At 64.9% G+C, this 24795-nt stretch carries 20 protein-coding genes; 10 read left to right on the top strand and 10 right to left on the bottom strand.

The window, feature by feature from the left end:
• Window positions 1–25: 25 nt before the first annotated feature.
• The 5 genes from IVB28_RS23155 to hpaR form a co-directional block, all read right to left on the bottom strand.
• The gene (locus tag IVB28_RS23155) at window positions 26–3295 is read right to left on the bottom strand and encodes a transglutaminase family protein (RefSeq protein ID WP_247529292.1); all 3270 of its coding nucleotides are present in this window, start codon (window positions 3293–3295) and stop codon (window positions 26–28) included.
• Between the two features lie 104 nt (window positions 3296–3399).
• Complete coding sequence (locus IVB28_RS23160; protein WP_247529294.1) at window positions 3400–4923, bottom strand: altronate dehydratase family protein; 1524 nt, start codon at window positions 4921–4923, stop codon at window positions 3400–3402.
• Between the two features lie 164 nt (window positions 4924–5087).
• Complete coding sequence (locus tag IVB28_RS23165) at window positions 5088–5864, bottom strand: aldolase/citrate lyase family protein (protein WP_247529295.1); 777 nt, start codon at window positions 5862–5864, stop codon at window positions 5088–5090.
• 128 nt (window positions 5865–5992) lie between these two features.
• Window positions 5993–7078 (bottom strand): malate/lactate/ureidoglycolate dehydrogenase, encoded by a 1086-nt coding sequence (locus IVB28_RS23170; protein ID WP_247529296.1) that lies wholly within the window; start codon window positions 7076–7078, stop codon window positions 5993–5995.
• Window positions 7079–7195: 117 nt separating this feature from the next.
• Complete coding sequence (gene hpaR / locus IVB28_RS23175; protein WP_247529297.1) at window positions 7196–7714, bottom strand: homoprotocatechuate degradation operon regulator HpaR; 519 nt, start codon at window positions 7712–7714, stop codon at window positions 7196–7198.
• A gap of 112 nt (window positions 7715–7826) precedes the next feature.
• On the opposite strand from hpaR, the gene hpaH reads away from it, so the two are divergent.
• The 6 genes from hpaH to IVB28_RS23205 all read left to right on the top strand — a co-directional run bounded on the left by hpaH (window position 7827) and on the right by IVB28_RS23205 (window position 14248).
• The gene (gene hpaH, locus IVB28_RS23180) at window positions 7827–8633 is read left to right on the top strand and encodes a 2-oxo-hept-4-ene-1,7-dioate hydratase (RefSeq protein ID WP_247529298.1); all 807 of its coding nucleotides are present in this window, start codon (window positions 7827–7829) and stop codon (window positions 8631–8633) included.
• A gap of 29 nt (window positions 8634–8662) precedes the next feature.
• Window positions 8663–9061: a 5-carboxymethyl-2-hydroxymuconate Delta-isomerase gene (locus IVB28_RS23185; RefSeq protein WP_247529299.1), complete on the top strand. Its 399-nt coding sequence runs from the start codon at window positions 8663–8665 to the stop codon at window positions 9059–9061.
• Complete coding sequence (gene hpaE / locus IVB28_RS23190) at window positions 9054–10592, top strand: 5-carboxymethyl-2-hydroxymuconate semialdehyde dehydrogenase (RefSeq protein WP_247529300.1); 1539 nt, start codon at window positions 9054–9056, stop codon at window positions 10590–10592. The genes IVB28_RS23185 and hpaE overlap by 8 nt, the downstream gene beginning before the upstream one ends.
• Before the next feature lie 145 nt (window positions 10593–10737).
• Window positions 10738–11721 (top strand): 3,4-dihydroxyphenylacetate 2,3-dioxygenase, encoded by a 984-nt coding sequence (hpaD, locus tag IVB28_RS23195; RefSeq protein ID WP_247529301.1) that lies wholly within the window; start codon window positions 10738–10740, stop codon window positions 11719–11721.
• 3 nt (window positions 11722–11724) lie between these two features.
• Window positions 11725–12594, top strand: a complete 870-nt coding sequence (locus IVB28_RS23200; RefSeq protein ID WP_247529302.1) for a fumarylacetoacetate hydrolase family protein — start codon at window positions 11725–11727, stop codon at window positions 12592–12594.
• 25 nt (window positions 12595–12619) lie between these two features.
• The gene (locus IVB28_RS23205; RefSeq protein WP_247529304.1) at window positions 12620–14248 is read left to right on the top strand and encodes a thiamine pyrophosphate-dependent enzyme; all 1629 of its coding nucleotides are present in this window, start codon (window positions 12620–12622) and stop codon (window positions 14246–14248) included.
• An 85-nt stretch (window positions 14249–14333) separates the two neighbouring features.
• On the opposite strand, the gene alkB is transcribed toward IVB28_RS23205, so the two are convergent.
• From alkB to IVB28_RS23225, 4 genes are all read right to left on the bottom strand, one after another.
• The gene (gene alkB / locus IVB28_RS23210; RefSeq protein WP_247529306.1) at window positions 14334–14987 is read right to left on the bottom strand and encodes a DNA oxidative demethylase AlkB; all 654 of its coding nucleotides are present in this window, start codon (window positions 14985–14987) and stop codon (window positions 14334–14336) included.
• A gap of 9 nt (window positions 14988–14996) precedes the next feature.
• Complete coding sequence (locus IVB28_RS23215; RefSeq protein WP_247529308.1) at window positions 14997–15743, bottom strand: 2OG-Fe(II) oxygenase; 747 nt, start codon at window positions 15741–15743, stop codon at window positions 14997–14999.
• Between the two features lie 183 nt (window positions 15744–15926).
• Window positions 15927–16613 (bottom strand): DUF2848 domain-containing protein, encoded by a 687-nt coding sequence (locus IVB28_RS23220; protein WP_247529310.1) that lies wholly within the window; start codon window positions 16611–16613, stop codon window positions 15927–15929.
• Complete coding sequence (locus IVB28_RS23225) at window positions 16606–17955, bottom strand: amidase (RefSeq protein ID WP_247529311.1); 1350 nt, start codon at window positions 17953–17955, stop codon at window positions 16606–16608. The genes IVB28_RS23220 and IVB28_RS23225 overlap by 8 nt, the downstream gene beginning before the upstream one ends.
• A gap of 177 nt (window positions 17956–18132) precedes the next feature.
• On the opposite strand from IVB28_RS23225, the gene IVB28_RS23230 reads away from it, so the two are divergent.
• The 4 genes from IVB28_RS23230 to IVB28_RS23245 all read left to right on the top strand — a co-directional run bounded on the left by IVB28_RS23230 (window position 18133) and on the right by IVB28_RS23245 (window position 21890).
• Window positions 18133–18546 (top strand): Zn-ribbon domain-containing OB-fold protein, encoded by a 414-nt coding sequence (locus tag IVB28_RS23230; protein WP_247529312.1) that lies wholly within the window; start codon window positions 18133–18135, stop codon window positions 18544–18546.
• A gap of 3 nt (window positions 18547–18549) precedes the next feature.
• Window positions 18550–19689 (top strand): thiolase, encoded by a 1140-nt coding sequence (locus IVB28_RS23235; protein ID WP_247529313.1) that lies wholly within the window; start codon window positions 18550–18552, stop codon window positions 19687–19689.
• Between the two features lie 5 nt (window positions 19690–19694).
• Entirely contained in the window at window positions 19695–20609 is a 915-nt protein-coding gene (locus IVB28_RS23240; RefSeq protein WP_247529314.1) for an SDR family oxidoreductase, read from the top strand.
• Window positions 20610–20726: 117 nt separating this feature from the next.
• Entirely contained in the window at window positions 20727–21890 is a 1164-nt protein-coding gene (locus tag IVB28_RS23245) for an SMP-30/gluconolactonase/LRE family protein (RefSeq protein WP_247529315.1), read from the top strand.
• A 55-nt stretch (window positions 21891–21945) separates the two neighbouring features.
• Here the strand turns inward: IVB28_RS23245 and ppc are convergent, their stop codons facing one another.
• Complete coding sequence (gene ppc, locus IVB28_RS23250) at window positions 21946–24744, bottom strand: phosphoenolpyruvate carboxylase (RefSeq protein WP_247529316.1); 2799 nt, start codon at window positions 24742–24744, stop codon at window positions 21946–21948.
• Window positions 24745–24795: the final 51 nt, after the last annotated feature.

Below are 24795 nucleotides of genomic sequence, written 5' to 3' on the forward strand. Positions count from 1 at the left end.
GCCTCTCCCTGCCCCACCATCCTACTCATTGCAGGAGCGGGGTCCGCAAGTCGAGGGTCAGCGGAAACTCATTTGTGCGTTCCTCGGGCGGCGGCTGCATCGGACCGGGCGTATGGCCGTGGTCCTGGAAGCGCGCCAGCCGCCGCGCCTCGGCCTCGTAGGTGTTGACCGGCTTGGTGTCGTAGCTGCGGCCGCCGGGATGGGCGACGTGATAGACGCAGCCGCCGAGCGAGCGGCCGTTCCAGCTGTCGATGAGGTCGAAGGTCAGGGGCGCGTGAACGGGAATGGTCGGGTGCAGGCCCGAGGCGGGCTGCCAGGCCTTGAAGCGGACGCCGGCCACCGCCTCGCCCGAGCGGCCGGTGGAGGTCATCGGCAGGCGGCGACCGTTGCAGCTGACGATATGGCGGCCTTCGACGAAGCCTTCCGCCTTGACCTGGAGTCGCTCGACCGATGAGTCGACATAGCGCACGGTGCCGCCGGCCGCGCCCTCCTCGCCGAGCACGTGCCAGGGCTCGAGCGCCTGCCGCAGCTCCAGCGTCACGCCGCCATGATGGATGCGGCCGAACGCGGGGAAGCGGAATTCGAGCTGGGCCAGATACCATTCAGGCTCGAACGGATAGCCAAACTGCTTCAAATCGGAGAGCACATCGAGGAAATCTTCCCAGATGAAGTGCGGCAGCATGAAGCGATCGTGCAGCGCAGTGCCCCAGCGCACGAACTTGCCTTGTTGCGGCTCGCGCCAGAATTTTGCGATCAGCGCGCGGATGAGCAGCTGCTGCGCCAGTGACATGCGCGGATCCGGCGGCATTTCGAGCGCGCGGAATTCGACAAGGCCGAGCCGGCCGGTTGAGCCATCCGGTGAATAGAGCTTGTCGATGCAGATCTCGGCGCGATGGGTATTGCCGGTGATGTCGACGAGGAGATGCCGGAACAAGCGATCCACCAGCCATAGCGGCGCCTGAGTGCCCGGCGGCGGCACGTGCGACAGCGCGACCTCGAGCTCGTAGATGCTGTCGTGGCGCGCTTCGTCGATGCGCGGTGCCTGGCTGGTCGGGCCAATGAACAGGCCGGAGAAGAAATAGGACAGCGAGGGATGACGCTGCCAATACAGCACCAGGCTCTTCAACAGATCGGGCCGGCGCAGGAACGGCGAGTCCTGCGGCGAGGCGCCGCCGACCACGACGTGATTGCCGCCGCCGGTCCCAGTGTGGCGGCCGTCGACCAGGAAGCGATTGGCCCCGAGGCGTGTCTTGCCGGCATCCTCATAGAGCCCGGTGGTGATGTCGACCGCCTCGCGCCAGTTCTTCGCCGGCTGGACATTGACCTCGATCACACCAGGGTCGGGCGTAACCTTGATCATATCGACGCGCGGATCGAACGGCGGCGGATAACCCTCGATATGGACCTGGAGCTGCATCTCCTCGGCGGTCGCTTCGAGCGCCGCGATCATCTCGAGATAATCCTCGATCTGCTCGACCGGCGGCATGAAGGCGCAGAGCACGCCGTCGCGGACCTCGACCGACATCGCGGTGCGAACCGGGACGGAGGTGTTGAGCTCTTCGGGCTCGAGCCGCTCCGGCGATTCTGGACGCGCCGGGAGGCTGAACACCGGCAGCTTGCCGCGGGCCTCCGTCGGATCCCGCTCGACGATGTAGGGATATTGATCGGGCGGGACATAGCCGAGAGAGTCCAGCGGCAGGCGCAAGCCGAGCGGCGAATCTCCCGGCATCAGGAACAGATGACTGCGCCGGAGTTGCCAGCGCTCGCTGCGCCAGCGTGGCGGCGCATTCCACCGCTGCACTGGCAGCACGAAACCGCGAGGGTTGTTGAGCCCCTGCTCGAACACCCGCGCCATCCGCGCGCGGGCCTCCGGATCGGACAATTTGGAATCGGACGGGTCGACGTTGACGGGAAGCTCGGATTCCTTCTGCAGCCAGTACGCAGTGTCCTCATAGGCCGGCATGATGTAGCCGGGATCGACCCCGAGCCGCAACGCCGTGCCCTCCACGAACGCCTTGACGTCCGTGGCCTGGGCCGGTCGCGGATTTTCGATGCTGGCGATGAGGTCGGCATTCTTCCAGATCGGCACGCCATCCTTGCGCCAGTACAGGCCAAAGGCCCAGCGCGGCAGGCTTTCGCCGGGATACCATTTGCCCTGACCGAAGTGCAGCAGGCCCCCGGGTCCGAAACGCGCGCGCAGGCGGCGGATCAAATCGTCGGCGAGCCCGCGCTTGGTCGGACCGACGGCGTCCGTGTTCCACTCGGCGCCTTCGAGATCATCGACAGAGACGAAGGTCGGCTCGCCGCCCATGGTCAGACGCACGTCCTGCGCGGCGAGATCGGCGTCGACCTGCGCGCCGAGATCGTTGAGCCGTATCCAGGATTCGTCCGAGAACGGTTTTGTGATGCGCGGCGCCTCGCGAATGCGCTTGACGCTCATGTCGAAGGCGAATTCGACCTCGGCGAAGCCGGCGCCGCCGGAGATCGGCGCGGCCGAGCGGTAGTGCGGCGTCGCGGCGACGGGGATGTGGCCCTCGCCCGCGAGCATGCCCGAGGTTGCGTCGAAGCCGATCCAGCCTGCACCCGGCAAGTAGACCTCGGCCCAGGCGTGCAGATCGGTGAAATCATGCTCGACCTCCGGCGGCCCCTCGACCGGATCGATGTCGGGACGGACCTGGATCAGATAGCCGGAGACGAAACGGGCGGCGAGACCGAGGTGACGGAAGGTCTGGATCAGAAGCCAGGCGGAGTCGCGGCATGAGCCGGCCGCGGAGGAGAGCGTCTCCTCCGGCGTCTGCACGCCCGCCTCCATGCGGATGACGTAGCCGATCCTTTTCTGCAACTCCCTGTTCAGATCGACCAGGAAGTTGACGGTGTTCGGGGCTTCGTGCGGGATCGTGTCGAGATATTTCGCGAACAGCCGGTCCGGCTTGACGGTCTCGAGATAAGGCGCGAGTTCCGTCTTGAGATCTTGCGGATATTCGAACGGAAAGCTGTCGGCATAGGGCTCGACGAAGAAGTCGAACGGATTGACCGTGGTCATCTGCGCCGTGAAATCGACCTCGATTTTGAGCTCGGTCGTCTTCTCCGGGAAGACGTAGCGCGCGATCCAGTTGCCCAGCGGATCCTGCTGCCAGTTCACGAAATGATTGGCCGGCGTAACCTTCAGCGAATAGCTCAGGATCGGCGTGCGGGTATGCGGCGCCGGCCGCAGACGGATGGTCTGCGGGCCGAGATCGATCGGGCGGTCGTATTTGTAGTGCGTGACATGGTGTAATGCGACGTAGATCGACACGGGATGCGGTACTCCAGCAGCTTTTTTGAGCAGAACACCGCTGGTGACCTCGATCAAGCACTAACAACGGGCAGACCGTGCCTACGGCACGGGCTCCGCCTTTGCTACATCGTCGCGCCCAGCACCCATGGTGCGAACTCGGCGCCGCCGAAATCGAAGCTCTCGCTCTTGGTCGGCTGTCCGGACGCGGTCTTGAGGATGAGCTCGAAGATGCGCTGGCCGCACTGCTGGACGCTCTCCTCGCCTTCGAGGATGGTGCCGCAATTGACGTCCATGTCCTCTTCCATGCGCTTGTACATGGGCGTGTTGGTCGCGAGCTTGATCGAGGGCGCCGGCTTGCAGCCGAACACGCTGCCGCGGCCGGTGGTGAAGCAGATCAGATTGGCGCCGCCCGCGACCTGCCCGGTCGCTGCGACCGGATCGTAGCCGGGCGTGTCCATGAAGACGAAGCCCTTCTTGGTGATGGGTTCGGCGTAGCGCAGTACCTCGACGAGGTTAGTGGTGCCGGCCTTCGCCATCGCGCCGAGCGATTTCTCGAGAATGGTGGTGAGACCGCCGGCCTTGTTGCCGGGGCTTGGATTGGCGTTCATCTCGGCGCCTTCGCGCGTCGTGTATTCATCCCACCAACGCATGAGGTCGACCAGCTTCTCGCCGACCTCGCGGCTGACGGCGCGGCGCGTCAACAGATGTTCGGCGCCATAAGTCTCCGGCGTCTCCGACAGGATGACGGTGCCGCCGTGACGCACGATGAGATCGCTGGCCGCACCCAGGGCGGGATTGGCTGATACGCCGGAATAGCCGTCCGAGCCGCCGCATTGCAGGGCTACAGTCAGTTCGCTTGCCGGCACCGTCTCGCGCTTGACCTTGTTGGAATCCGCAAGCGCCTCGCGCACGAAGGCGATGCCGGCTTCCACCGTCTTGCGGGTGCCGCCGACCTCCTGGATATCCATCGCGCGCAGGCGGCCGGCGAGCTTCTGCTCCTCCATCAGGCCGCCGATCTGGTTCACCTCGCAGCCGAGGCCGAGCACGATGACGTGGGAGAAGTTGACGTGCCGTGCATAACCGCCGAGCGTGCGGCGGAGCAGCGCCAGCGGCTCGTTCTGCGTCATGCCGCAGCCGGTCTTGTGGGTCAGCGCGACAACGCCGTCGACATTGGGGAAGTCGGCCAGCGGATTGGCGCCGGTGAACGGATTCTTCTTGAAGACGTCGGCGACGAGGCTCGCGACATGCGCGCTGCAATTCACCGAAGTCAGGATGCCGATATAGTTGCGCGTGGCGACGCGGCCGTCCGGCCGGCGGATGCCCTCGAAGGTCGCCGGCAGGTCGAAATTCGGCGTCGGCTTGACGTCGGCGCAATAGGCGTAGTCCTTGGCGAAATCGCCCATGCCGCAATTCTGCACGTGCACGTGCTGGCCCGGCGCGATCGGCACCGTGGCAAAGCCGATGATCTGGCCGTAGCGTATCACGGGATCGCCGACTGCGATCGGCTTGATCGCGACCTTGTGGCCGGAGGGAATGCGCTCGACCGTGGTCACACCATCGGCAACCACCGTCCCCGGCGGCAGGCTGGCGCGCGCGATCAGCACGCCATCATCGGGATGCAGGCGGATGACGGGGCTGATGGTCATGGAGATCTCCTGTATTGAAACTATCGTGCCCCGGACAGAGCGCAACGTGAAACGGTGCGCTGCTGATCCGGGGTCCAGTTGTCACGTCACGTACTTTGTCAGCGACTGGTCCCGGCTCTGCGGAGCGGCACTGCGCGCCGCACCGCGTCCGGGACACAGAGAGATCAAGCCTTGCCGCCCGAATCCTTGCGGGTCGCATTGACCTGCATCTTGGCGTAGGTCGTCATCAAGCCGACCTCGTTCGACAGCGTCACCAGCTTGAAGCCCATGTTGATGGCGCGCGCGGCACCTTCGGCGCCGCTGCAATGGATGCCCGGATTGAGGCCGCGCTTGCCGCACTCCTTGATGATCTTCTCGTAGATCGCGAGGATTTCGGGCTCGCTGCGGTCGAGCTTGGGCTCGAGGCCGTAGGAGAAGCCGAGATCGGAGGGACCGATATAGACGCCGTCGATGCCTTCGACGTCGAAGATCGCTTCCATGTTCTCGACGGCGGTTTTGGTCTCCATCATCGGCAGCAGCACGATGTCGTCGTTGGCCGTCTTCTGGTAGGAGCCGGCGGTGCCGTACATTCCGGCGCGGATCGGGCCGTTGGAGCGGACGCCCTTCGGCGGATATTTGGCATAGGAAACCAGGTTCCTGGCTTCCTGCGGCGTGTTGACCATGGGGCAAATCACGCCATAGGCGCCGCCATCGAGCACCTTGCCGATGATGCCGGGCTCGTTCCAGGGCACGCGGACCATCGGCGTGATCGGGTGCTTGTCCATGGCCTGGAAGCACTGCACCATCGAGAGATAATCCTGCACGCCATGCTGCATGTCGACGGTAACGCTGTCGAAGCCGCATTGCGCGATCATCTCGGCCGAGAAGCCGGAGGGAATCGCGAGCCACGCGTTGACCACGGCCTTGCCCGACTTCCAGATATCCTTGACCTTGTTCGCCACGTTGCCTTCCTTCTTTGTTGTTTGGACCGTGTTCTTTGGACATCGTCACCATGACGAGCGCCGCGACAGCACAATCCCGCTGTTACCGCGAACCGGGCCGCCGCGCTACGCTCGCAATGGCGCAAGACCTATGCGGCCGCCCTCTGGATGCTGACTTCGCTGACGCCGACCTCGCGGGCCGTGTTCACTATCGCCGCCCAGGTGTCATCCGGCAAGGGGATGCCGTTCTGGGTCCGCTCAGCGCGGGTTTTCCGCTCCGGATCGCCGGGAATCAGCACCTGATCCACCCCGGCCGCCGGCTTGGTGGCGCGGATGAAATCGACATAGCGCGACACTTCGCCGTCGAAAAGGCTGGAAGTGTCGACCACCTTCGGATCGACATAGAACGCCAGCATTCCATTGGCAAAGCGCCGCCCGCCGGAGGTGGCCCCGGTTCCGGTCAGCGCGCCGCCCAGGAGTTCGCACATGAAGGCAAGGCCCGATCCCTTGTGCTCGCCAAAGGCACGGATGGCCCCGGTGCCCGCGGTATGATCGCGCGGCCCCTCCGGCGTAAACGGTCCGTACAGCACGACCGGATCCTCGCTCAAAGTCCCGTCGGCATCGACCAGCGCGCCCTTCGGCAGCTTCTTGCCTCCGCGGCTTGCGACCAGCACCTTGCCCTCGGCGACGACCGAGGTCGCAAAGTCCAGCACGATCGGATCCCGGCCCTCGCGGGGAATGCCGACGCAATAAGGCGCGGTGGAGAGCCGCTTCTCGACGCCGCCGAACGGCGCCACCAGCAGCGAGCCCGCGGCATTGACGAAATGCACGGAGATAAGACCTTCGGCCGCGGCCATCTCGGCCCAATCGCCGACGCGGCCGATGTGGCCGGCATTGCGTAGCGCGACCGCGGCAAGCCCCGCCTTCCGGCACTTCTCGATGCCGATCCTGACCGCCTGCGGCGTCACGGTCTGGCCGTAGCCGAACTTGCCATCGACCACCGCGAGCGAAGGCGTGTCCAGCACCAATTCGGCGGTCTGGTTGGGCACGACCGAGCCGGTCTTCTGCCAGCGGATATAGACGGGAACGCGGATCACGCCGTGGCTGTCATGGCCGGTCAGGTTCGCGGTGGTCAGATAGGTGGCGATGCGCCGGGCTTCCTCGGGCGAGGACTGCGCATGCGTGAAGACTTCGGTGACGAAGTCGATCAGCTTCTGGACCTGAATGGTGACCATAAGGGTCTGCTTGCCTCCACGCGGCGCCGATGTTCAGCGATCGGCTTGGGCCGCAGTTTGAGCGAACAAATCAGCGGATGTCCATGGCCGTTGCCGCACGCTCGCGCATATCAGCTTTCACTCCTCGGCACTTGCCTCCTCGGCGCTGCCGAGCTCTGCGAGACTCTGTTCGAGCGCACCGAGCATGTCCTGCAATTCGGCGAGCTTGCGTGCGCCAAAGCGTCGCGTGATCTCGGCATAGATCGCCTCCGAATTCGGCGCCACCGAAGCCATCAGCTTGACCCCCTCTTTCGAGATCGAGACCATGCTGCGGCGCTGGTCCGCTTTCGCGGTCTTGCGCTCGATCAGATTGCGCGCTTCGAGATCGCGCAGGATGCGTGACAGACTCGGCCCGAGCAGGAACGCGGTGCGCGCAAGTTCCGTGACCTCGACCGCTTCGATCGCCGCCAGCGCACGCAGGATGCGCCATTGCTGCTCAGTCAAGCCGTGCTCGCGTAGCGATGGCCGAAACTGCCGCATCACCGCTTCGCGCGCCCGCAGCAGCGACATCGGCAGCGAACGCGAGAAATCGCGCATCGGCACCTGACGCGCGGCGGGCGCGCTTCCGTTCGCTGGATCAGCCGGTCTCTTCACCATAACGCCCCTTCAAGCCGCAAAACGTTTGCAATGCAGCAAGCCGAATTTGTGTTTGACGCATTCACTTAACATGTTAAGTATCTCCCGTCGCCCCGAATTTGTAAGATCAGAAATGGCGCTTTCCAACGACGATATTCAAGCTTGCGCGAGGCGTCTGCACCAGGCGGAGAAGAGCCGCACGCAGATTCGCCAGCTGTCGCAGGACTTTCCCGGCATCACCATCGCTGATGCCTACGCGATTCAGAAGGCCTGGGTCGACGTCAAGATCGCGGAGGGACGCAGCGTCAAAGGCCACAAGATCGGCCTGACCTCGAAGGCGATGCAGAGCGCGCTCAATATCGACGAGCCGGATTCCGGCGTGCTGCTCGACGACATGTTCTTCGCCGATGGTGGGATCATTCCGACCGAGCGCTTCATCGCGACGCGGGTCGAGGCCGAGCTCGCCTTCGTCATGAGCAAGCGCCTTTCAGGCCCCGACTGCACGCTGTTCAACGTGCTCAACGCCACCGACTTCGTCGTGCCAGCGCTGGAAATTCTGGATACGCGAATCGAACGCATCGATCCCAAGACCAAAGCAACGCGCAAGATTTTCGACACCGTCGCCGACAATGCGGCCAATGCGGGCATCGTGCTCGGCGGACGGCCGATCCGTCCGCTGGATGCTGACCTGCGCTGGATCGGCGCGCTCTGCTTCCGGAATGGCCAATTGGAAGAGACCGGCCTTGCCGCCGGCGTGCTCAATCATCCCGCAACTGCGGTCGCCTGGCTTGCCAATAAGATCGCGCCGCTTGGGCTAGCGCTGGAGCCCGGCCAGGTCGTGCTTGCGGGCTCCTTCATCCGTCCGATCGAGACCCGCAAGGGCGACACAATTCAGGCCGATTATGGCGTCTACGGCTCGGTCAGCTGCTACTTCGCCTGACGAACAAGAAGACAGGGAGTGAAACCGCGATGCCGCATTTCACGATTGAATATTCGGCCAATCTCGATGGTCGTCTTGACATGAGCCTGGTCTGCGAAGTCGTGCGCAAGGCGGCGATCGAGACTGGCATCTTCCCGCTCGGCGGCATCCGCGTGCGCGCCATCCGCTGCGAGCATTATGCGATTGCCGACAGCAGGCAGGACTACGGTTTTCTCGACATGGTGCTGCGCATCGGCGAAGGCCGCGACCTCAGGACGCGCCAGCAAGCCGGCGAGCACGTCTTCCAGGCACTTTCAAAGCATCTCGACCCCGTCTTCTCCGCCAGCAAGTTCGCTTTGTCGTTCGACATGCAGATCAACGACAAGGACACGAGCTGGAAGCGCAACAACATTCACGACGCTCTGAAAGCGGAAGCCGCAAATGGATAAGCCCACCCCGAAAGCCGATGTGTTCCAGGCCAACAGCGAGCGCGTCGCAACACTGCTGAAGAAGCTGCGTGCCGACGGCATCGGTCACATGATCGACGGCAAGACCGTTGCCTCGATCTCCGGCGAGACGTTCGAGACGAAGTCGCCGGTCGATGGCACGACGCTCGCGAGCGTCGCGCGCGGCACCGCCGAGGACATCGATCGCGCCGCCACGGCCGCTGCGCTTGCGTTCAAATCCTGGCGCGACATGGGTCCGGCGATGCGCAAGAAACTGCTGCATCGTGTGGCCGACGCCATCGAGGACAATGCCGAGGACATCGCGGTGCTCGAATGCGTCGACACCGGACAGGCCTATCGCTTCATGGCGAAAGCCGCGATCCGCGCCGCCGAGAATTTCCGCTTCTTCGCCGACAAATGCGCGGAGGCGCGCGACGGCCTCAACACGCCGAGCGACGAGCACTGGAATATCTCGACGCGCGTGCCGATCGGCCCGGTCGGCGTGATCACGCCCTGGAACACGCCGTTCATGCTCTCGACCTGGAAGATCGCGCCTGCTCTGGCCGCCGGCTGCACCGTCGTACATAAGCCGGCCGAATGGTCGCCGGTCACCGCGGATATCCTGTCGAAGCTGGCCAAGCAGGCCGGCATTCCCGACGGCGTGCTCAATACCGTCCACGGCTTCGGCGAGGAGGCCGGCAAGGCGCTGACCGAGCACCCGGCCATCAAGGCGATCGGCTTCGTCGGCGAGAGCGCGACCGGCTCGGCGATCATGGTGCAGGGCGCACCGACCCTGAAGCGCGTGCATTTCGAGCTCGGCGGCAAGAACCCGGTGATCGTGTTCGACGACGCCGATCTCGACCGCGCGCTCGATGCGGTCGTGTTCATGATCTACTCGCTCAACGGTGAACGCTGCACGTCATCGAGCCGACTCCTGGTCCAAGCCAGCATTGCGGACAAGTTCACCGAGAAGCTGACCGCGCGCGTGAAGGCGCTGAAGGTCGGCCATCCCCTCGATCCCGCGACCGAGATCGGGCCGCTGATCCACGAGCGGCATCTGGCGAAGGTCTGCTCCTATTTCGACGTCGCGCGGCAGGACGGCGCGACCATTGCGGTCGGTGGCAAGGCCCATGACGGCCCTGGCGGCGGACATTATGTCGAGCCCACCCTGGTCACCGGCGCGCACGGCAAGATGCGCATTGCGCAGGAGGAGGTGTTCGGCCCGTTCCTCACGGTGCTGCCGTTCAAGGACGAGGCCGACGCGATCGAGATCGCCAACGACATCCGCTATGGCCTGACCGGCTATGTCTGGACCAACGATGTCGGCCGCGCCCTGCGCGTTGCCGATGCGCTGGAGGCCGGCATGATCTGGCTGAACTCTGAAAACGTCCGCCATCTGCCGACGCCGTTCGGCGGCATGAAGGCGAGCGGCATTGGCCGCGACGGCGGCGATTATTCGTTCGACTTCTACATGGAAACCAAGCACGTCTCGCTGGCGCGGGGCACGCACAAGATTCAGAAGCTGGGAACTTAGAACCACCGTCGTTCCGGGGCGGCGGGACCGCGCAAGCGCGGCCCGGAGAACCCGGAGCCTCGAGATTCTCAGGTGCGCAATTGCGCACCATAGTTTGGTCCTACGGACCGCCCCGGAATGACAGGCCTAACGAGGGGAAACGCCAATGCCCGTACCGCAACACATCTTCGAGCCGCCGTTCAACATCATCCGTTCCAGCCACGTCGTGCTCGACGTGACCGATTTGAAGCTGAGCCGCGAGTTTTACGAGACCATTGTCGGCCTGCATGTCGAGGATACCGACGACAAAGCCGTGTACTTGCGCGCTGCGGAAGAGCATCAGCATCACTCGCTCGTGCTGCGGAAAGCCTCGGCGCCGGCTTGCGCCCGGCTCGGCTTCAAGGTCGGCAGCGAGGGGGACCTCGACAAGGCCGCCGCGTTCCTGTCCGAGCACGGCCTCGGATACGCCTTCGTCGATCAGCCGTTCCAGGGCCGCACGCTGCAATTCACCGACCCATTCGGCTTCCAGATCGAGCTCTACGCATCGATGGACCGCCGGCCGCATCTCTTGCGTCGCTACGACCTCTATCGGGGCTGCCATCCGCAGCGGCTCGATCATTTCAACGTGTTCGCCGCCGAAGTGCAGGACACGGTCGAGTTCTATGCGCGGCTCGGCTTCCGTCTCACCGAATACGCCGAGGAGGACGGACCCAGCGGCCGCATTGCCGCAGCCTGGATGCATCGCAAGGGCAATGTCCACGACTTCGCCATCACCAATGGCAAGGGCCCTCGCCTGCACCATTTCGCCTATTGGACGCCGACGGCGATGAACATCATCCATCTCTGCGACGTCATGGCCTCGCAAGGCTTCGTCAAGAACATCGAGCGCGGCCCGGGGCGCCACGGCATCTCGAACGCATTCTTCCTCTATGTCCGCGACCCCGACGGGCACCGGCTCGAGCTCTACACCAGCGACTATTTCACGGGGGATCACGACCACGAGCCGCTGCGCTGGTCGTTGCGCGATCCGCGCCGCCAGACGCTGTGGGGCGCACCGGCGCCGCGCTCCTGGTTCGAGCAGGGCTCGCCCTTCTCAGGCCAAGCCATGCGCGAGCCGAAATTCGTGGCCGACGTGCTGGTGGCGGATTGAGCCATGAAGCTTCCTCGCCTCGCCACCTATTCCGTAAAGGGTGATGTCAGCTACGGCGCCGTCATGGAGGGCGGCATGGTCGATCTCTCCAAGCGCCATGCAAAGGACTATCCAACGCTGCGGGAAGTGATCGCGGCCGGAAAGCTCGTAAGCTTTGCCGAGGAAGCGGCCAGCCGCAAGCCGGATCACGCGCTCGGCGACATCACCTGGTTGCCGCCGGTGCCCGCGCCGGAAAAGATCATCTGCATCGGCGTCAACTATCCCGACCGCAATGCCGAGTACAAGGACGGGCAGGACGCGCCGAAATATCCGAGCATGTTCATGCGTTCGCCACGTTCGTTCGTCGGTCACGACTCGCCGCTGGTGCGCCCGCGCGCATCCGCTCAGCTCGATTATGAGGGCGAGATCGTGCTGGTGATCGGCAAGCAAGGCCGGCACATCCCGGAGAGCACAGCGCTCGATCACATCGCCGCGCTCACGCTCTGCAACGAAGGTTCGGTGCGCGACTGGCTCCGCCACGCCAAGTTCAATGTGACGCAGGGCAAGAACTTTGATTCCAGCGGCAGCATCGGCCCATCGCTGGTACCCTACACGCAGGAATCACAGATCGCCGACGTCAGGCTCACCACGCATGTCAACGGCGAGCTCAGGCAGGACGATCGCACCAGCCGGCTGATGTTCTCCTTCCGCTACCTCATCAACTATATCTCCACCTTCGCAACCCTCGTCCCCGGGGATATCATTGTCACGGGCACGCCGATCGGCGCCGGTGCGCGGTTCGATCCGCCGCGCTATTTGAAACCCGGGGACACCGTCGAGATCGCGGCCGAGGGCATCGGGTGCCTGCGCAACGGTGTCGTCGACGAAGCCTGACCAACCATCGAAGTGGAATAGCCAGATGACCACCCTCACCGGCGGCGAAGCGATCGTAAGCGGCCTGGTCGCCCAAGGCGTCGACACCGTGTTCGGCCTGCCCGGTGCGCAGGTCTACGGCCTGTTCGACGCCTTTCACCAGGCCCAGCTCAAGGTGATCGGGGCACGGCACGAGCAGGCCTGCGGCTACATGGCGTTCGGCTATGCGCGCTCCAGCGGCAGGCCCGGCGTGTTCAGCGTGGTGCCCGGCCCCGGCGTGCTCAATGCAAGCGCGGCGCTGCTCACCGCGTTCGGCTGCAACGAGCCTGTGCTGTGCGTCACGGGCCAGGTGCCGACGACGTTCCTGGGCAAGGGCCGCGGTCATCTGCATGAGATGCCGGACCAGCTCGCGACCTTGCGCACCTATGTGAAATGGGCCGACCGGATCGAATATCCCGGAAATGCGCCGACGGTCGTCGCGCGCGCCTTCCAGGAAATGATGTCGGGCCGGCGTGGCCCTGCCTCGGTCGAGATGCCCTGGGACGTGTTCACTCAGCGCGCGGACACCGCGGCGGCGCTGGTGCTGGAGCCCTTGCCCGCGCCGCAACCCGATCCTGATCTCGTGAAGCAGGCCGCCGCGCTGATCAAGAACAGCAAGGCGCCGATGATTTTCGTCGGCAGCGGCGCGATCGAGGCAGGCGAGGAGATTCTGGAACTTGCCGAGATGATCGATGCACCCGTGGTCGCCTTCCGCAGCGGCCGCGGCATCGTCTCCAACGCGCACGAGCTCGGCCTCACCATGGCCGCGGCCTACAGACTGTGGCCGAACACCGATGTGATGATCGCGATCGGCACCCGCGCGGAACTGCCGGCTTCGGGCTTCCGCTGGCCCTATCAGCCGAAGGGGCTGAAATCCGTTCGGATCGACATCGATCCGGTCGAGATGCGCCGGGTCGTTGTCGATGCAGGCATCGTCGCTGATGCCAAAGCCGGAACGGCCGATCTCGTCGCGGCCGTGAAGAAGGCTGGCTATGCGCGGACCCGTGGCCGTCGGGAGGAGATCCGCGACGCCACTGCGACGGCGCAAGCGGAGATCCAGCGCATCCAGCCGCAGATGGCCTATCTCAACATCCTGCGCGAGGTGCTGCCGGCGAACGCGATCGTCACTGATGAATTGTCGCAGTTCGGCTTCGCCTCCTGGTACGGCTTTCCGATCTATGAGCCGCGCACCTTCATCACCTCGGGCTACCAGGGCACGCTCGGCTCGGGCTTCCCGACCGCGCTCGGAGCCAAAGTCGCCAATCCCGACAAGCCGGTGGTGGCGATCACCGGCGACGGCGGCTTCATGTTCGGCGTGCAGGAGCTTGCCACCGCCGTGCAGTTCAACATCGGCGTGGTGACGCTGGTGTTCAACAACAACGCCTACGGCAATGTCCGCCGCGACCAACGCGAACGCTTCGACGGCCGCGTGGTGGCGTCAGATCTCGTCAATCCTGATTTCGTCAAGCTCGCGGAGTCCTTTGGCGTCGCGGCCGCACGTGTCACTGCGCCGGATCAGTTCAAGGCGGCGATGGAGAAGGCGCTGGCTCATGGCGGGCCGTATCTGATTTCGGTCGAAGTGACGCGGGATTCGGAAGTCAGCCCTTGGGCGTTCATCCATCCGCCAAAGCCTTGATGTCGTTCCGGGGCGGCTCGCAGAGCCGAACCCGGAACCTCGAGATCCCGGGTTCGCGCTTGCGCGCGCCCCCGAATGACTTCTCTCATCGCGTCCTGCGGAACGTCAGGTTGATCCGCTTCCGCCCGAGCAGCGCGTGCTCACCCTCTGCGAGCGGCGCGACGCCGTGATAGGCGAGCCTGCTCGCCCCGCCCCAGACCACGACGTCGCCATGGACCAGCCGGAAGCGGCGCGGCTTGTCGCCGCGCGCGAGGCCGCCAAACAGGAAGGTCGCGGGCAGGCCGAGCGAGACCGAGACGATCGGCGCGGAATAATCCAGCTCGTCCTTGTCCTGGTGCAGCGACAGCCGCGTGCCGGGTTCGTAGCGGTTGACGAGGCATGCATCCGGCGCGAAGTCTTTGAAGCCGCCCTGCTCCGCCGCGCGGCGGGCGAGATCGCGCAGCACCGGCGGCATTTCGGGCCATGGCGCACCGGTTCGGGGATCTATGGGGTCATAGCGATAGCCGGTGTGATCGGTGATCCAGCCGCGCTCGCCGCAATTGGTCATCGCTACCGACATCAGGTGGCCGCCGGGCGTGGTCATCCGGCGGAACGGCGATTGCGCCACGATCGCACGCACTGCTGCGATCAGCTCGCCCTCGATCGGCTTGACGAAGCCGCGCAGCAGCACCGCGCCATCGGCGATCTCTTCGCGCGACGGCTGCGCCTCGGCGACGTTGTCGAACAGATCAGCCGTCAACGCCTGCGCTCATTTGGCATCATGGAAGATCACACCCAGCGTGTGGCGCTGGCCGGACCTGATCCGGCTGACGCCATGACGCATGTTAACGCGATAGGTGCCGCGTGTCCCCTGCACCGGACGGTGATGCACGGCGAAGGCGACCGCATCGCCTTGCGCGAGCGGAACCACTTCGGCGCGGGACTGCATGCGCGGGCGCTGCTCGGTCAGCACGAACTCGCCGCCGGTGAAATCGCGCCCCGGTTCGGACAGCAGGATAGCGACCTGAAGCGGGAACACGTGCTCGCCATAGAGGTCCTGATGCAGGCAGTTGAAGTCGCCGGCTTCATATTGCAGCAGCAGCGGCGTCGGCCGCGCCTGCCCCGCCTCGTGGCAGCGCTTCAGGAAGGCTGCATGCGCAGTGGGATAGCGGATGTCGATCCCCATCGCCTCGTTCCAGCGATTGGCCACGGCTTGAAGATGCGCGTACAGCGCCGGGCGGAGCTGCGCGATCAGACCGGACAGTGGATACGCGAAATATTTGTATTCGCCGCGGCCAAAGCCGTGACGGCCCATGACGATACGGCTGCGGAAGTGCGCATCGTCCGAGTAGAGCGCGGCGATGGCACCACACTGGTCAGGCGTCAGCAGGCCCTTGAGGACGGCGCAGCCCTGGGAGTCAAGCTCGCTGGTAATTTGAGCCCAAGGGAGCGCATCGACGCGGCTGGTGATCTCGGTCGGGAGCGAATGAGCTGGTTTTCGTGCTGTTGCTGTCATGGCACTCATCCTCGCAGCCAGTCGCCGCCGCCGCCACCCGATTTCCGTCTCTCTCCGTCATTGCGAGCGGAGCGAAGCAATCCAGTCTTTCCGCGGAGGGATGCTGGATTGCTTCGTCGCAAGGGCTCCTCGCAATGACGGCGGAGAGAGCTTCGCTGGCGATAACGATCGGGAAGGAAGGCCTCAGCCGCGCACCGGCAGCGTCAACACGTCATACCCGTGCTTGATCGTGCGCTTCAGCACGGGATCCTCCAGCTCGAACTCGAAGCGGTCGGCGGGGCGGATGCCGCCCTTGGCGGCGAAGGTGCCGCCGAACATGGCGCAGCCGTCGGGCAGCTTGCCGCCATCAAAGCCGCGCGCGATGAGATCTTTCACCGGCAGCATCGCATCCAGCGTGCCTTCCTGGTAGAGCACGCGCTCGCTCCTGATCGTGGCCCAGGAGCGCAGGATCATCTTGTCCCAGTGGCCGATGACGTCTTCCAGCTCCCACAGCGTCGAGGCGATCGGCTTGTCGCACATCTGCTTGGACACCGTGACGCTGTAGGCCTCGACCTTGCGATCGGTGTGGTCGGAGCCGCAGCCGACGAAGATGCGGCCCTGCCAGCCGATCAGCACGAATTCGACCTCGCCGGAGGAATCGGTACCGGTGCATTCGATGCTGTCCTCCTGCGTGAGCCGCCGCGCCGACGCACGGTAGTAGATCGGCGTCGATGCCGGCGGGGCAATGCCCATCTCCTGCAGCTCTTTGATGTGGTTGTCGCGCGCGACCGGATCGCGGCCGGTCCAGCCGGCGATCACCATCTGATCGATCGCCAGCGTCAGCGGCGTGGTGGTACCCTGGGCGTCGACGGTGAAGGTGAGATCAAACACGAATGACGGCCTCCATGCCGGCAGCAAGTTCGAAAATGCGGCGGTCCGACCCGCCCGCGCCCGCCAGCATCAGGCCGACGGGGACGTCGCCCTGGCGATGTGCCGGCAGCGAGATGGCGCAGCCGTCGATCAAGTTGATCAGGCTGCAATTACGCAGTGCGCGGATGTTCTCGCGCGTGAATGCCTTGTCCTCGGCAAGGTCGGCGATCTTCGGCGGCGTGTTGGGCGTGGTCGGCAGCACAAGGGCATCATAGGCCGCTATGCGCGCGTTGACGCGGGCGATCAGCGAGCGGCGCTCGTTGAGCAGATCGATGTAATCGGCTGCGCTCTGCGCCTCGCCGCGCATGATCCGCACGGAAACCCGGGGATCGTAGACTTCGCCCTTCGCGTTGATGAGATAGCGATGCCAGGCGTAGCTCTCGGAAGCGGCAAAGCCGCCCTTGGCGTTCATCGGGCCGATATCGTGGAATTCGGCCATCTCGATGCGCTCGATGATGGCGCCGTGATCCGACAGCGACTTCAGAGCGCGCTCGAAGGTTTCGGCCACCTCTGGGTCGAGCTCGTCGAGCGCGATCGTGGTTGGCACCGCGAGCCTCATGCCCTGGACCGGCCGCGGCTTCAACGGCGCGATGGGCTCGTTCGCGAGCACCGCGTCGAGTATGGCACAGCAACTGACCGATCGTGCCAGAGGCCCGATGCTGTCGAGCGAGAACGACAACGGCACGGAGCCATCGAGCGGCACGCGCCGCTGCGTCGGCTTGTAGCCGACGATGCCGTTGAAGGCCGCCGGAATCCGGCAGGAGCCGCCCGTGTCCGTGCCGAGCGCGCCATGCGCCATACCGTCGAGCACGGAGACCGCAGCACCCGAGGAGGAGCCGCCGGGAACGTGCCCCGCGGCCCGGTTCCAGGCTCCCTTGGGTGTGCCGTAATGCGGATTGATGCCGATGCCGGAATAGGCGAACTCGGTCATGTTGGTGCGCCCGATCACGACGAAGCCGGCCCTGCGCAGCCGCGCGACCGTCACGGCATCCTGCTCGGCCGGCGGGGAATCGTCGAGCGCGCGCGAGCCGGCGCACGTCACCTGTCCCTTGATGTCGAACAGATCCTTGATCGAGATGGGGATACCGGCATAGCGCGATGGCGCCGCCTTGGCCTTGCGTAAGCCGTCCATCGCGTCGGCCGCCGCGAGCGCGGCGTCCTTGTCGACGTGGAGGAAGGCGCGCTGGCCCTCGCCGGCGGGATCGGCGATCCTGGCGATGCAGGCCTCGACCAGCTTGCGGGCGGTGGTGCGGCCGCTTTCGAGGTCCTCGGCGAGCTTCGCCAGTGTCGGAAATTCGGGCATGTCTGTCTCACGGAATATTGTCGCGCGCAATCTATAGCGCTGCCTCAGTTCGACACAAGCATTGTGCGCATGATGGCATGCATGCGTATTGCTGGACCGTTGACGCACCATGGTCGATTGTCCCATCAAGATTGAACAGGCGGGCGTGAGGCCTGATTTCTGGGAGGGCGTTCCGACATGGCCGAACCGCAGCGCGCGCGACCGAAACCGACGCCGGAGACCCAGCATTTCTGGGACGGCACCAAGGCGGGGGAATTGCGCCTGCAGCGCTGCGACGCCTGCGCCCATATCTACTTCCCGCCGCGCCCGTTCTGCCCGTCCTGCGCCTCGCGCAAGGTGAGCATTTTCAAGGCGAGCGGCAAGGGCTTCCTCTACAGCTACGTGATCAACCACCGTCCTGCCGCGCCCGGCTTCACGCCGCCTTATGCGATCGCGGTGGTCGAGCTCGACGAGGGGCCGCGCATGATGAGCAACATCATCGACTGCCCGCAGACGCCCGAGGCGCTCGAGCTCGACATGAAGCTCGAGGTCACCTTCCAGGCGCTCGACGACAAGATCACCCTCCCCGTCTTCCGTCCGGCGAAGGAGTAGGTCATGCGCAGCAACCAGGTTGCCGTCGTCGGCGCGGCCGAGACCACTGAGCTTGGCGTCATTCCCAACGCCTCGCAGCTCCAGCTTCACGCGGATGCCGCGCTCAACGCTATCGCTGATGCCGGGCTGAAGCTGTCCGACATCGACGGCTTCGCCACCGCGGTCGAGACGCCGCAGCAGGTCTGCCACTATCTCGGCATCAAGCCGACCTGGGTGGACGGCACCTCCGTCGGCGGCTGCTCCTTCATGCTGCACGTCCGCCATGCCGCCGCGGCGATCGAGGCCGGCCTGTGCAAGACGGTGCTGATCACCCATGCTGAGAGCGGCAAGTCGATGATCGGCAAGGCGCCGCGCTCGATCCCCGCCGACAGCCTGCAAGGCCAGTTCGAGGCGCCCTATGGCGTTTACGGTCCGCCCAGCATGTTTCCGATTCCCGTGCTGCGCTTCATGAAGACCTACGGCATCACGCACGAGCAGCTGGCCTCGGTCGCGGTGGTGCAGCGGGAATGGGCGGCGAAGAATCCGCGCGCGATGATGAAGGACCCGATCACGGTCGCGGACGTGCTCAACTCGCGCATGATCGCCTATCCGTTTCGCCTGTTGCAGTGCTGCCTCGTCACCGACGGCGGCGGCGCGCTGATCCTGACCTCGGCCGACCGCGCCAAGGATTTTCCGCGCAAGCCCGTCTACATCATGGGCACCGGCGAGAGCGCGGAGACGCCGATGGTCAGCCAGATGGAGACCTTCAATTCCTCGCGCGCCTTCAAGACGGCGGGGCCGCTGGCCTTCAGGGAGGCCGGCATCGCGCACGAGGACGTCGATCATCTCATGATCTACGATGCATTTGCGCATCTGCCGCTGTTCGGACTCGGCGACCTCGGCTTCATGCCGCATGAGGAGACCGGAAAGTTCATCGCGGACGGCAACACGCGGCCCGGCGGGAAGCTGCCGCTCAACACCAATGGCGGCGGCCTCTCCTACATGCATTCGGGCATGTACGGCATGTACGCGCTGCAGGAGAGCGTGCGGCAAATGCGCGGCATCGCGCCGGCCCAGGTCGCCAACGCGAAGATTTCAGTGTGCCACGGCGTCGGCGGCATGTTCGCCGCGTCGGGCACGATCGTGTTTACGAACGAGAGGTAATCCACATGACAAAATCACTGCAAGACAAGGTCATCATCGTCACCGGCGCAGGCCGCGGCATCGGGCGCGAGATCGCGCTGCTTTGCGCGGCGGAAGGCGCCAAGGTCGTGGTCAACGATCCCGGCGTCGCTGCTGACGGTGCCGGCACGAGCGCGGCGCCCGCCGAGGAAGTCGTCGAGGAGATCAAGAAGCGCGGCGGCACTGCCGTCGCCAATTTCGAGTCGGTGGCCGAAGCCATCCCCGCCAGCAAGATCGTGAAGACCGCGACCGATCATTTCGGCCGGCTCGACGGCGTCGTCAACAATGCCGGCATCCTGCGCGACATGATCTTCCACAAGATGAGCGTGGAAGCGTTCGAAGCCGTCATCAAGGTCCATCTGATGGGCTCCTTCTACGTCAGCCATGCCGCGGCGCGGATCTTCCGCGAACAGGAGAGCGGCTCCTTCGTGCACTTCACCTCGACCTCGGGACTGATCGGCAATTTCGGCCAAGCCAACTACGCCGCCGCCAAGCTCGGCATCGTCGGGCTGTCGAAGTCGATCGCGCTCGACATGGGGCGCTTCAACGTCCGCTCCAACTGCGTCTCGCCGTTCGCCTGGACCCGCATGATCGGCACCATCCCGACCGAGACCGAAGCCGAGAAGGCGCGCGTCGAGAAGATCAAGCAGATGGGACCGGAGAAGATCGCGCCGATCTGCGCCTATCTGCTGTCCGATGCAGCCAAGGACGTCTCCGGGCAGATTTTTGGCGCGCGCATGAACGAGCTGTTCCTGTTCAGCCAAAACCGCCCGCTGCGCTCGGTGCATCGGAGCGAAGGATGGACCCCGCAATCAATCGCCGAACACGGCATGCCGGCGCTGAAGGGCTCGTTCTACAAGCTCGACCGCTCCGCCGACATCTTCCCCTGGGATCCAGTCTAGCCGCATTGCCGTCGATTGCTGCATTGCGATCTCCGGTTGTCCGACCGGAGATCGCCCGCATTACGCCCGATTGCGGGCGGATGGTTGGCTCCCAACCAAAAAAATCGGGAGGCGACCATGACGACACGACTTCCTTTCACCACCGATGCCAGTGAGCCCGTTCTGGCCCGCCGCACCCTGCTGAAGGGCGCTGCCGCAGCCGCGGCGACGGGCATGACCATCAGCGCCGCGCACGCCGCTTCCGTCACGCCCTTGGGCCAGACCGGCGCGCCCACGATGTCGACGGCGCCACTGCCCTTGGGGCCGTTGCCGGGCAGCCGCTACCCCGACGCTCACCTGGAATCTGCCAAGAAGGGGCCGCCGTCGTTCGGCCCCTCCGGTTTTCCCGCCTTTGCCGGCACCATGGCGGTCGAGCGGGTTGCGACCGGCTTCCGCTGGGCCGAGGGGCCGGTCTATTTCGCCGCGGGGCGCTACCTGCTTTTCAGCGACATTCCAAACAACCGCATCATGCGCTTCTCGGAGGACGACGGCCATCTGAGCGTCTATCGGCAGCCGTCGATGAACTCGAACGGCAACACCATCGACCGCGAAGGGCGCCTGATCACCTGCGAACACAGCGGCCGGCGTGTGACGCGGACCGAACTCGACGGCTCGATCACCGTCATCGCCGACAAGTTCAACGGCAAGCGCCTGAACTCGCCGAACGATGCGGTCGTCACTGCCGACGGCGCGATCTGGTTCACGGATCCCGCCTACGGCATCGGCGGCTTCTACGAGGGGATCAAGGCCGAGCCCGAGCAGGAGAAGAAGAACGTCTACCGGGTCGACCCGAAGTCCGGCGAGGTCAAGGTCGTGGTCGACGACTTTGTCGAGCCGAACGGGCTCGCGATCTCGCCCGACGAGAAGAAGCTCTACATCTGCGACACCGGCTTCACGGACGGACCGGACAACCCGTCGCATATCCGCGTCTTTGACCTCGACGTCGCCGGCGGCAAGGTCTCCAACAGTAAGGTCTTCGCAGACATGCCAAAACCGAGCATTACCGACGGCGTCCGCTGTGACACCGAAGGTCGGGTCTGGTGCTCGGTCGGCTGGGGCGATCCGAACGAGGACAGCGTGCGCTGCTATACGCCGTCAGGCGAATTGCTCGGCAAGATTCACATTCCGGAAACGGTCGCCAATTTGTGCTTCGGCGGTCAGCAGCGAAACCGGCTCTATATTTGCGGCTCGACATCGCTCTACGCGGTCTACACCAGTGTGCAGGGCGCGATGAAGCCGTGATCCAATAGCGTGTAGGGTAGCGAAGAAGGGCGGGCGCGCCTTCTCTTCGCTATCCCTACCCTGTATTCCGCAACCCTGCCGAAATCCCGTTGATCGTCAGCTGAATCCCGCGCAGCACCTGCTCGTCCGGGTTCTGGGCGCGATGCTCCTTGAGCAGTTCGACCTGCACGTGGTTGAGCGGATCGAGATAGGGGAAGCGGTGACGGACCGAGCGTTCCAGCAGCGGATTGCCCTGCAGCAGCCGGTCCTGGCCCATGATGTCGAGCAGAGTCTCGATGCAGGAATGCCATTCGCGGCGGATGCGGCCGAATATCTTTTCGCGCAGCGCTTCATCGGGCACGAGTTCGGCATAGCGCGAGGCAATCGCGATCGAACTCTTCGCCAGCACCATGTCCATGTTCGACAGCAGCATGCGGAAGAACGGCCATTCCTGGTAGAGCTCTTTCAGGAACGGCATGCCTTTGTCGGGATGATCGGCGATCCACTGCTCGACCGCGCTGCCGAAACCGTACCAGCCCGGCAGCATCAGGCGGCATTGCGCCCAGGAGAATACCCAGGGAATCGCCCGCAGATCCTCGATCGCGCGGGTCTTCTTGCGTGAGGCCGGACGGCTGCCGATGTTCAGCGTCGCGATCTCATTGATCACGGTCGATGACCAGAAATAATCGACGAAGCCGTCGGTCTCGTAGACGAGGCCGCGATAAGCCCTGAATGCGAGGTTCGACAATTCGTCCATCGCGGTCAGATACTCCCGTCGGGGCGCGCTCTGGCGCGGATGCAAGAGGCTCGCTTCAAGCGTGGCAGCCGCGAGGATCTCCAGATTGTTGCGGCCGACCTCGGCGTTGGAATATTTCGAGGAGATGATCTCGCCCTGCTCGGTGATCCGGATCTGGCCGTTCACCGCGCCGCCGGGCTGCGCGATGATGGCGTCATAGCTCGGACCGCCGCCGCGGCCAACCGAACCGCCGCGGCCATGAAACAGGCGCAACCGCACGCCGTGCCGCTCGAACACCTCCACGAGACCAATCTCGGCCTTGTAGAGCTCCCAGCCCGAAGTGACGAAGCCGCCATCCTTGTTCGAGTCGGAATAGCCGAGCATGACCTCCTGCACGCTGCCGCGGCTGTCGACCAGACGCCGATAATCGTGCAACGACAGCATGCGGTCCATGATGGCGCTTGACGCCTGCAAATCCTCGATGGTCTCGAACAGCGGCACGACGTTGATGGCACTGCGGCCGGAGGGATGAACGAGGCCGACCTCTTTCAGCAGCACCGCGACCTCGAGCATGTCGGACATGCCCTTGCACATCGAGATGATGCACTGGGGAATGGCCTCCGAGCCGAACTTCGCATGCGCTTCAGCTGCGGCATGGAACACGTTGAGCTCGCCCATGGTCTCGTCACTGTATTTGACGAAGGGCGAGACCAGCGCGCGCGTCGAGCGCAATTCGTTGGTAAGCAGCGAGATGCGGGCATCCTCGCCGAGCGCGAGATAGGACATGCCGGGGTTGGCGGCGTCCATCAGCTCGGCAATGGTGCGTTCGTGCACCGCCGAGTTCTGGCGGATGTCGAGCCGCGCCAGATGGAAGCCGAAACAATCCACTGCGCGCCGGAGCAGCCGCAGGCGACCGCGGGCGATGACGCGCGCGTTGTTGGAGATCAGCGAGCGGTGCAGCACGTCGAGATCGGCCTGCAGCTCCCTGACGCTCTCGTAAGGCTTTCCCTTGCCGACCGGCCGGCGCGTGATCTCGACCTCGAGCTTTTCGGCCGTTGCGGTCAGGCGCGCATAGATGCCGGAGACCGCGAGGCGATAAGGCTCGCCGCTTCGATGCGGCGAGGTGTCCGGCGAGCGTTCCGCCAGGTTACGCAGCTCCTCGGAGACGTCGGCCAGATGCGCTGCGATCGACAATTCCGAGCCGAGCACGTGCAGCTCTTCCAGATAGAACTGCATCACCCGGCTCGACTGCAGCCGCAGCGTGCCGCGCATGACGTCGGCGGTGACGAAGGGATTGCCGTCGCGGTCGCCGCCGATCCAGCTGCCCATGCGCAGGAACGAGGCGAGCTCGCCGGCGGCCTGCTCGCCGCCCTCCTCCAGCCGGTCCTCCAGTGCGTTGACCAGGCGCGGCACTTCGCGCAGGAAGGTGTAATCGTAGAACGACAGGCCGTTGGCGACCTCATCTAACACCGTGAGCTTGGTCCGGCGCAACAGATTGGTCTGCCACAGCGTCAGCACCTCGCGGCGAAGCTGCTCGTCGCTGGCATCTATCTCTTCCGCGGTCAGCGCCACCCGCTCGCGGCGGTCGAGCAGGCTGGCGACCTCCATCTCGCGGTCCATGGTGCTCTTGCGGCGGACCTCGGTCGGGTGCGCGGTCAGCACCGGGCTGACCAGCGCGGACTTGAAGAAGCTGCGCAGCGCGTCGGGACCGATCCCCGCCGCCTTGGCGTGGGCGAGCGTTTCGGCCAGCACGCCGGAGCCGCCGTTCTTGCCCGCGCTGCGGGCGCGCATCTGGCGGATGTTGTTCTGGTCCTCGGCGATGTTGGCGAGGTGGGAGAAATAGCTGAAGGCGCGGACGATGCGCACCGTCTCGGAGGTCAACATGCTGTCGAGGATCTGCTCGAGCTCGCGGCGGGCGAGCCGGTCCTCGTCGCGGTGGAACCGGATCGAGGTCTGGCGGATGCGCTCGACAAGGTCGAACACATCGGCGCCCTCCTGGTCACGCACGGTGTCGCCAAGGATGCGCCCGAGCAGGCGGATATCGTCCCGCAGCGGCATCTCCGCTTCCGTGGCCTGGACGTCCTCGGGACGGTTGGGGCGCGGCTCACCCGTATCGGACGGTACAGTCTGGAGGGACATGGCTCGCTCCTTGGTTCGAGCTCGCTTGGATGCCCGCACGACGAGTGTGCG

The sequence above is a fragment of the Bradyrhizobium sp. 199 genome (genome assembly GCF_023073355.1).
Taxonomy (GTDB): Bacteria; Pseudomonadota; Alphaproteobacteria; order Rhizobiales; family Xanthobacteraceae; genus Bradyrhizobium.

Coding starts and splice junctions, on each gene's coding strand:
- IVB28_RS23200 (WP_247529302.1), top strand. CDS start 11,725: ATGAAGCTTCCTCGCCTCGCCACCTATTCCGTAAAGGGTGATGTCAGC.
- IVB28_RS23235 (WP_247529313.1), top strand. CDS start 18,550: ATGCGCAGCAACCAGGTTGCCGTCGTCGGCGCGGCCGAGACCACTGAG.
- IVB28_RS23240 (WP_247529314.1), top strand. CDS start 19,695: ATGACAAAATCACTGCAAGACAAGGTCATCATCGTCACCGGCGCAGGC.
- IVB28_RS23215 (WP_247529308.1), bottom strand. CDS start 15,743: ATGACAGCAACAGCACGAAAACCAGCTCATTCGCTCCCGACCGAGATC.
- ppc (WP_247529316.1), bottom strand. CDS start 24,744: ATGTCCCTCCAGACTGTACCGTCCGATACGGGTGAGCCGCGCCCCAAC.
- IVB28_RS23230 (WP_247529312.1), top strand. CDS start 18,133: ATGGCCGAACCGCAGCGCGCGCGACCGAAACCGACGCCGGAGACCCAG.
- IVB28_RS23160 (WP_247529294.1), bottom strand. CDS start 4,923: ATGACCATCAGCCCCGTCATCCGCCTGCATCCCGATGATGGCGTGCTG.
- hpaR (WP_247529297.1), bottom strand. CDS start 7,714: ATGGTGAAGAGACCGGCTGATCCAGCGAACGGAAGCGCGCCCGCCGCG.
- IVB28_RS23205 (WP_247529304.1), top strand. CDS start 12,620: ATGACCACCCTCACCGGCGGCGAAGCGATCGTAAGCGGCCTGGTCGCC.
- IVB28_RS23225 (WP_247529311.1), bottom strand. CDS start 17,955: ATGCCCGAATTTCCGACACTGGCGAAGCTCGCCGAGGACCTCGAAAGC.
- IVB28_RS23245 (WP_247529315.1), top strand. CDS start 20,727: ATGACGACACGACTTCCTTTCACCACCGATGCCAGTGAGCCCGTTCTG.
- IVB28_RS23185 (WP_247529299.1), top strand. CDS start 8,663: ATGCCGCATTTCACGATTGAATATTCGGCCAATCTCGATGGTCGTCTT.
- hpaE (WP_247529300.1), top strand. CDS start 9,054: ATGGATAAGCCCACCCCGAAAGCCGATGTGTTCCAGGCCAACAGCGAG.
- IVB28_RS23170 (WP_247529296.1), bottom strand. CDS start 7,078: ATGGTCACCATTCAGGTCCAGAAGCTGATCGACTTCGTCACCGAAGTC.
- hpaH (WP_247529298.1), top strand. CDS start 7,827: ATGGCGCTTTCCAACGACGATATTCAAGCTTGCGCGAGGCGTCTGCAC.
- hpaD (WP_247529301.1), top strand. CDS start 10,738: ATGCCCGTACCGCAACACATCTTCGAGCCGCCGTTCAACATCATCCGT.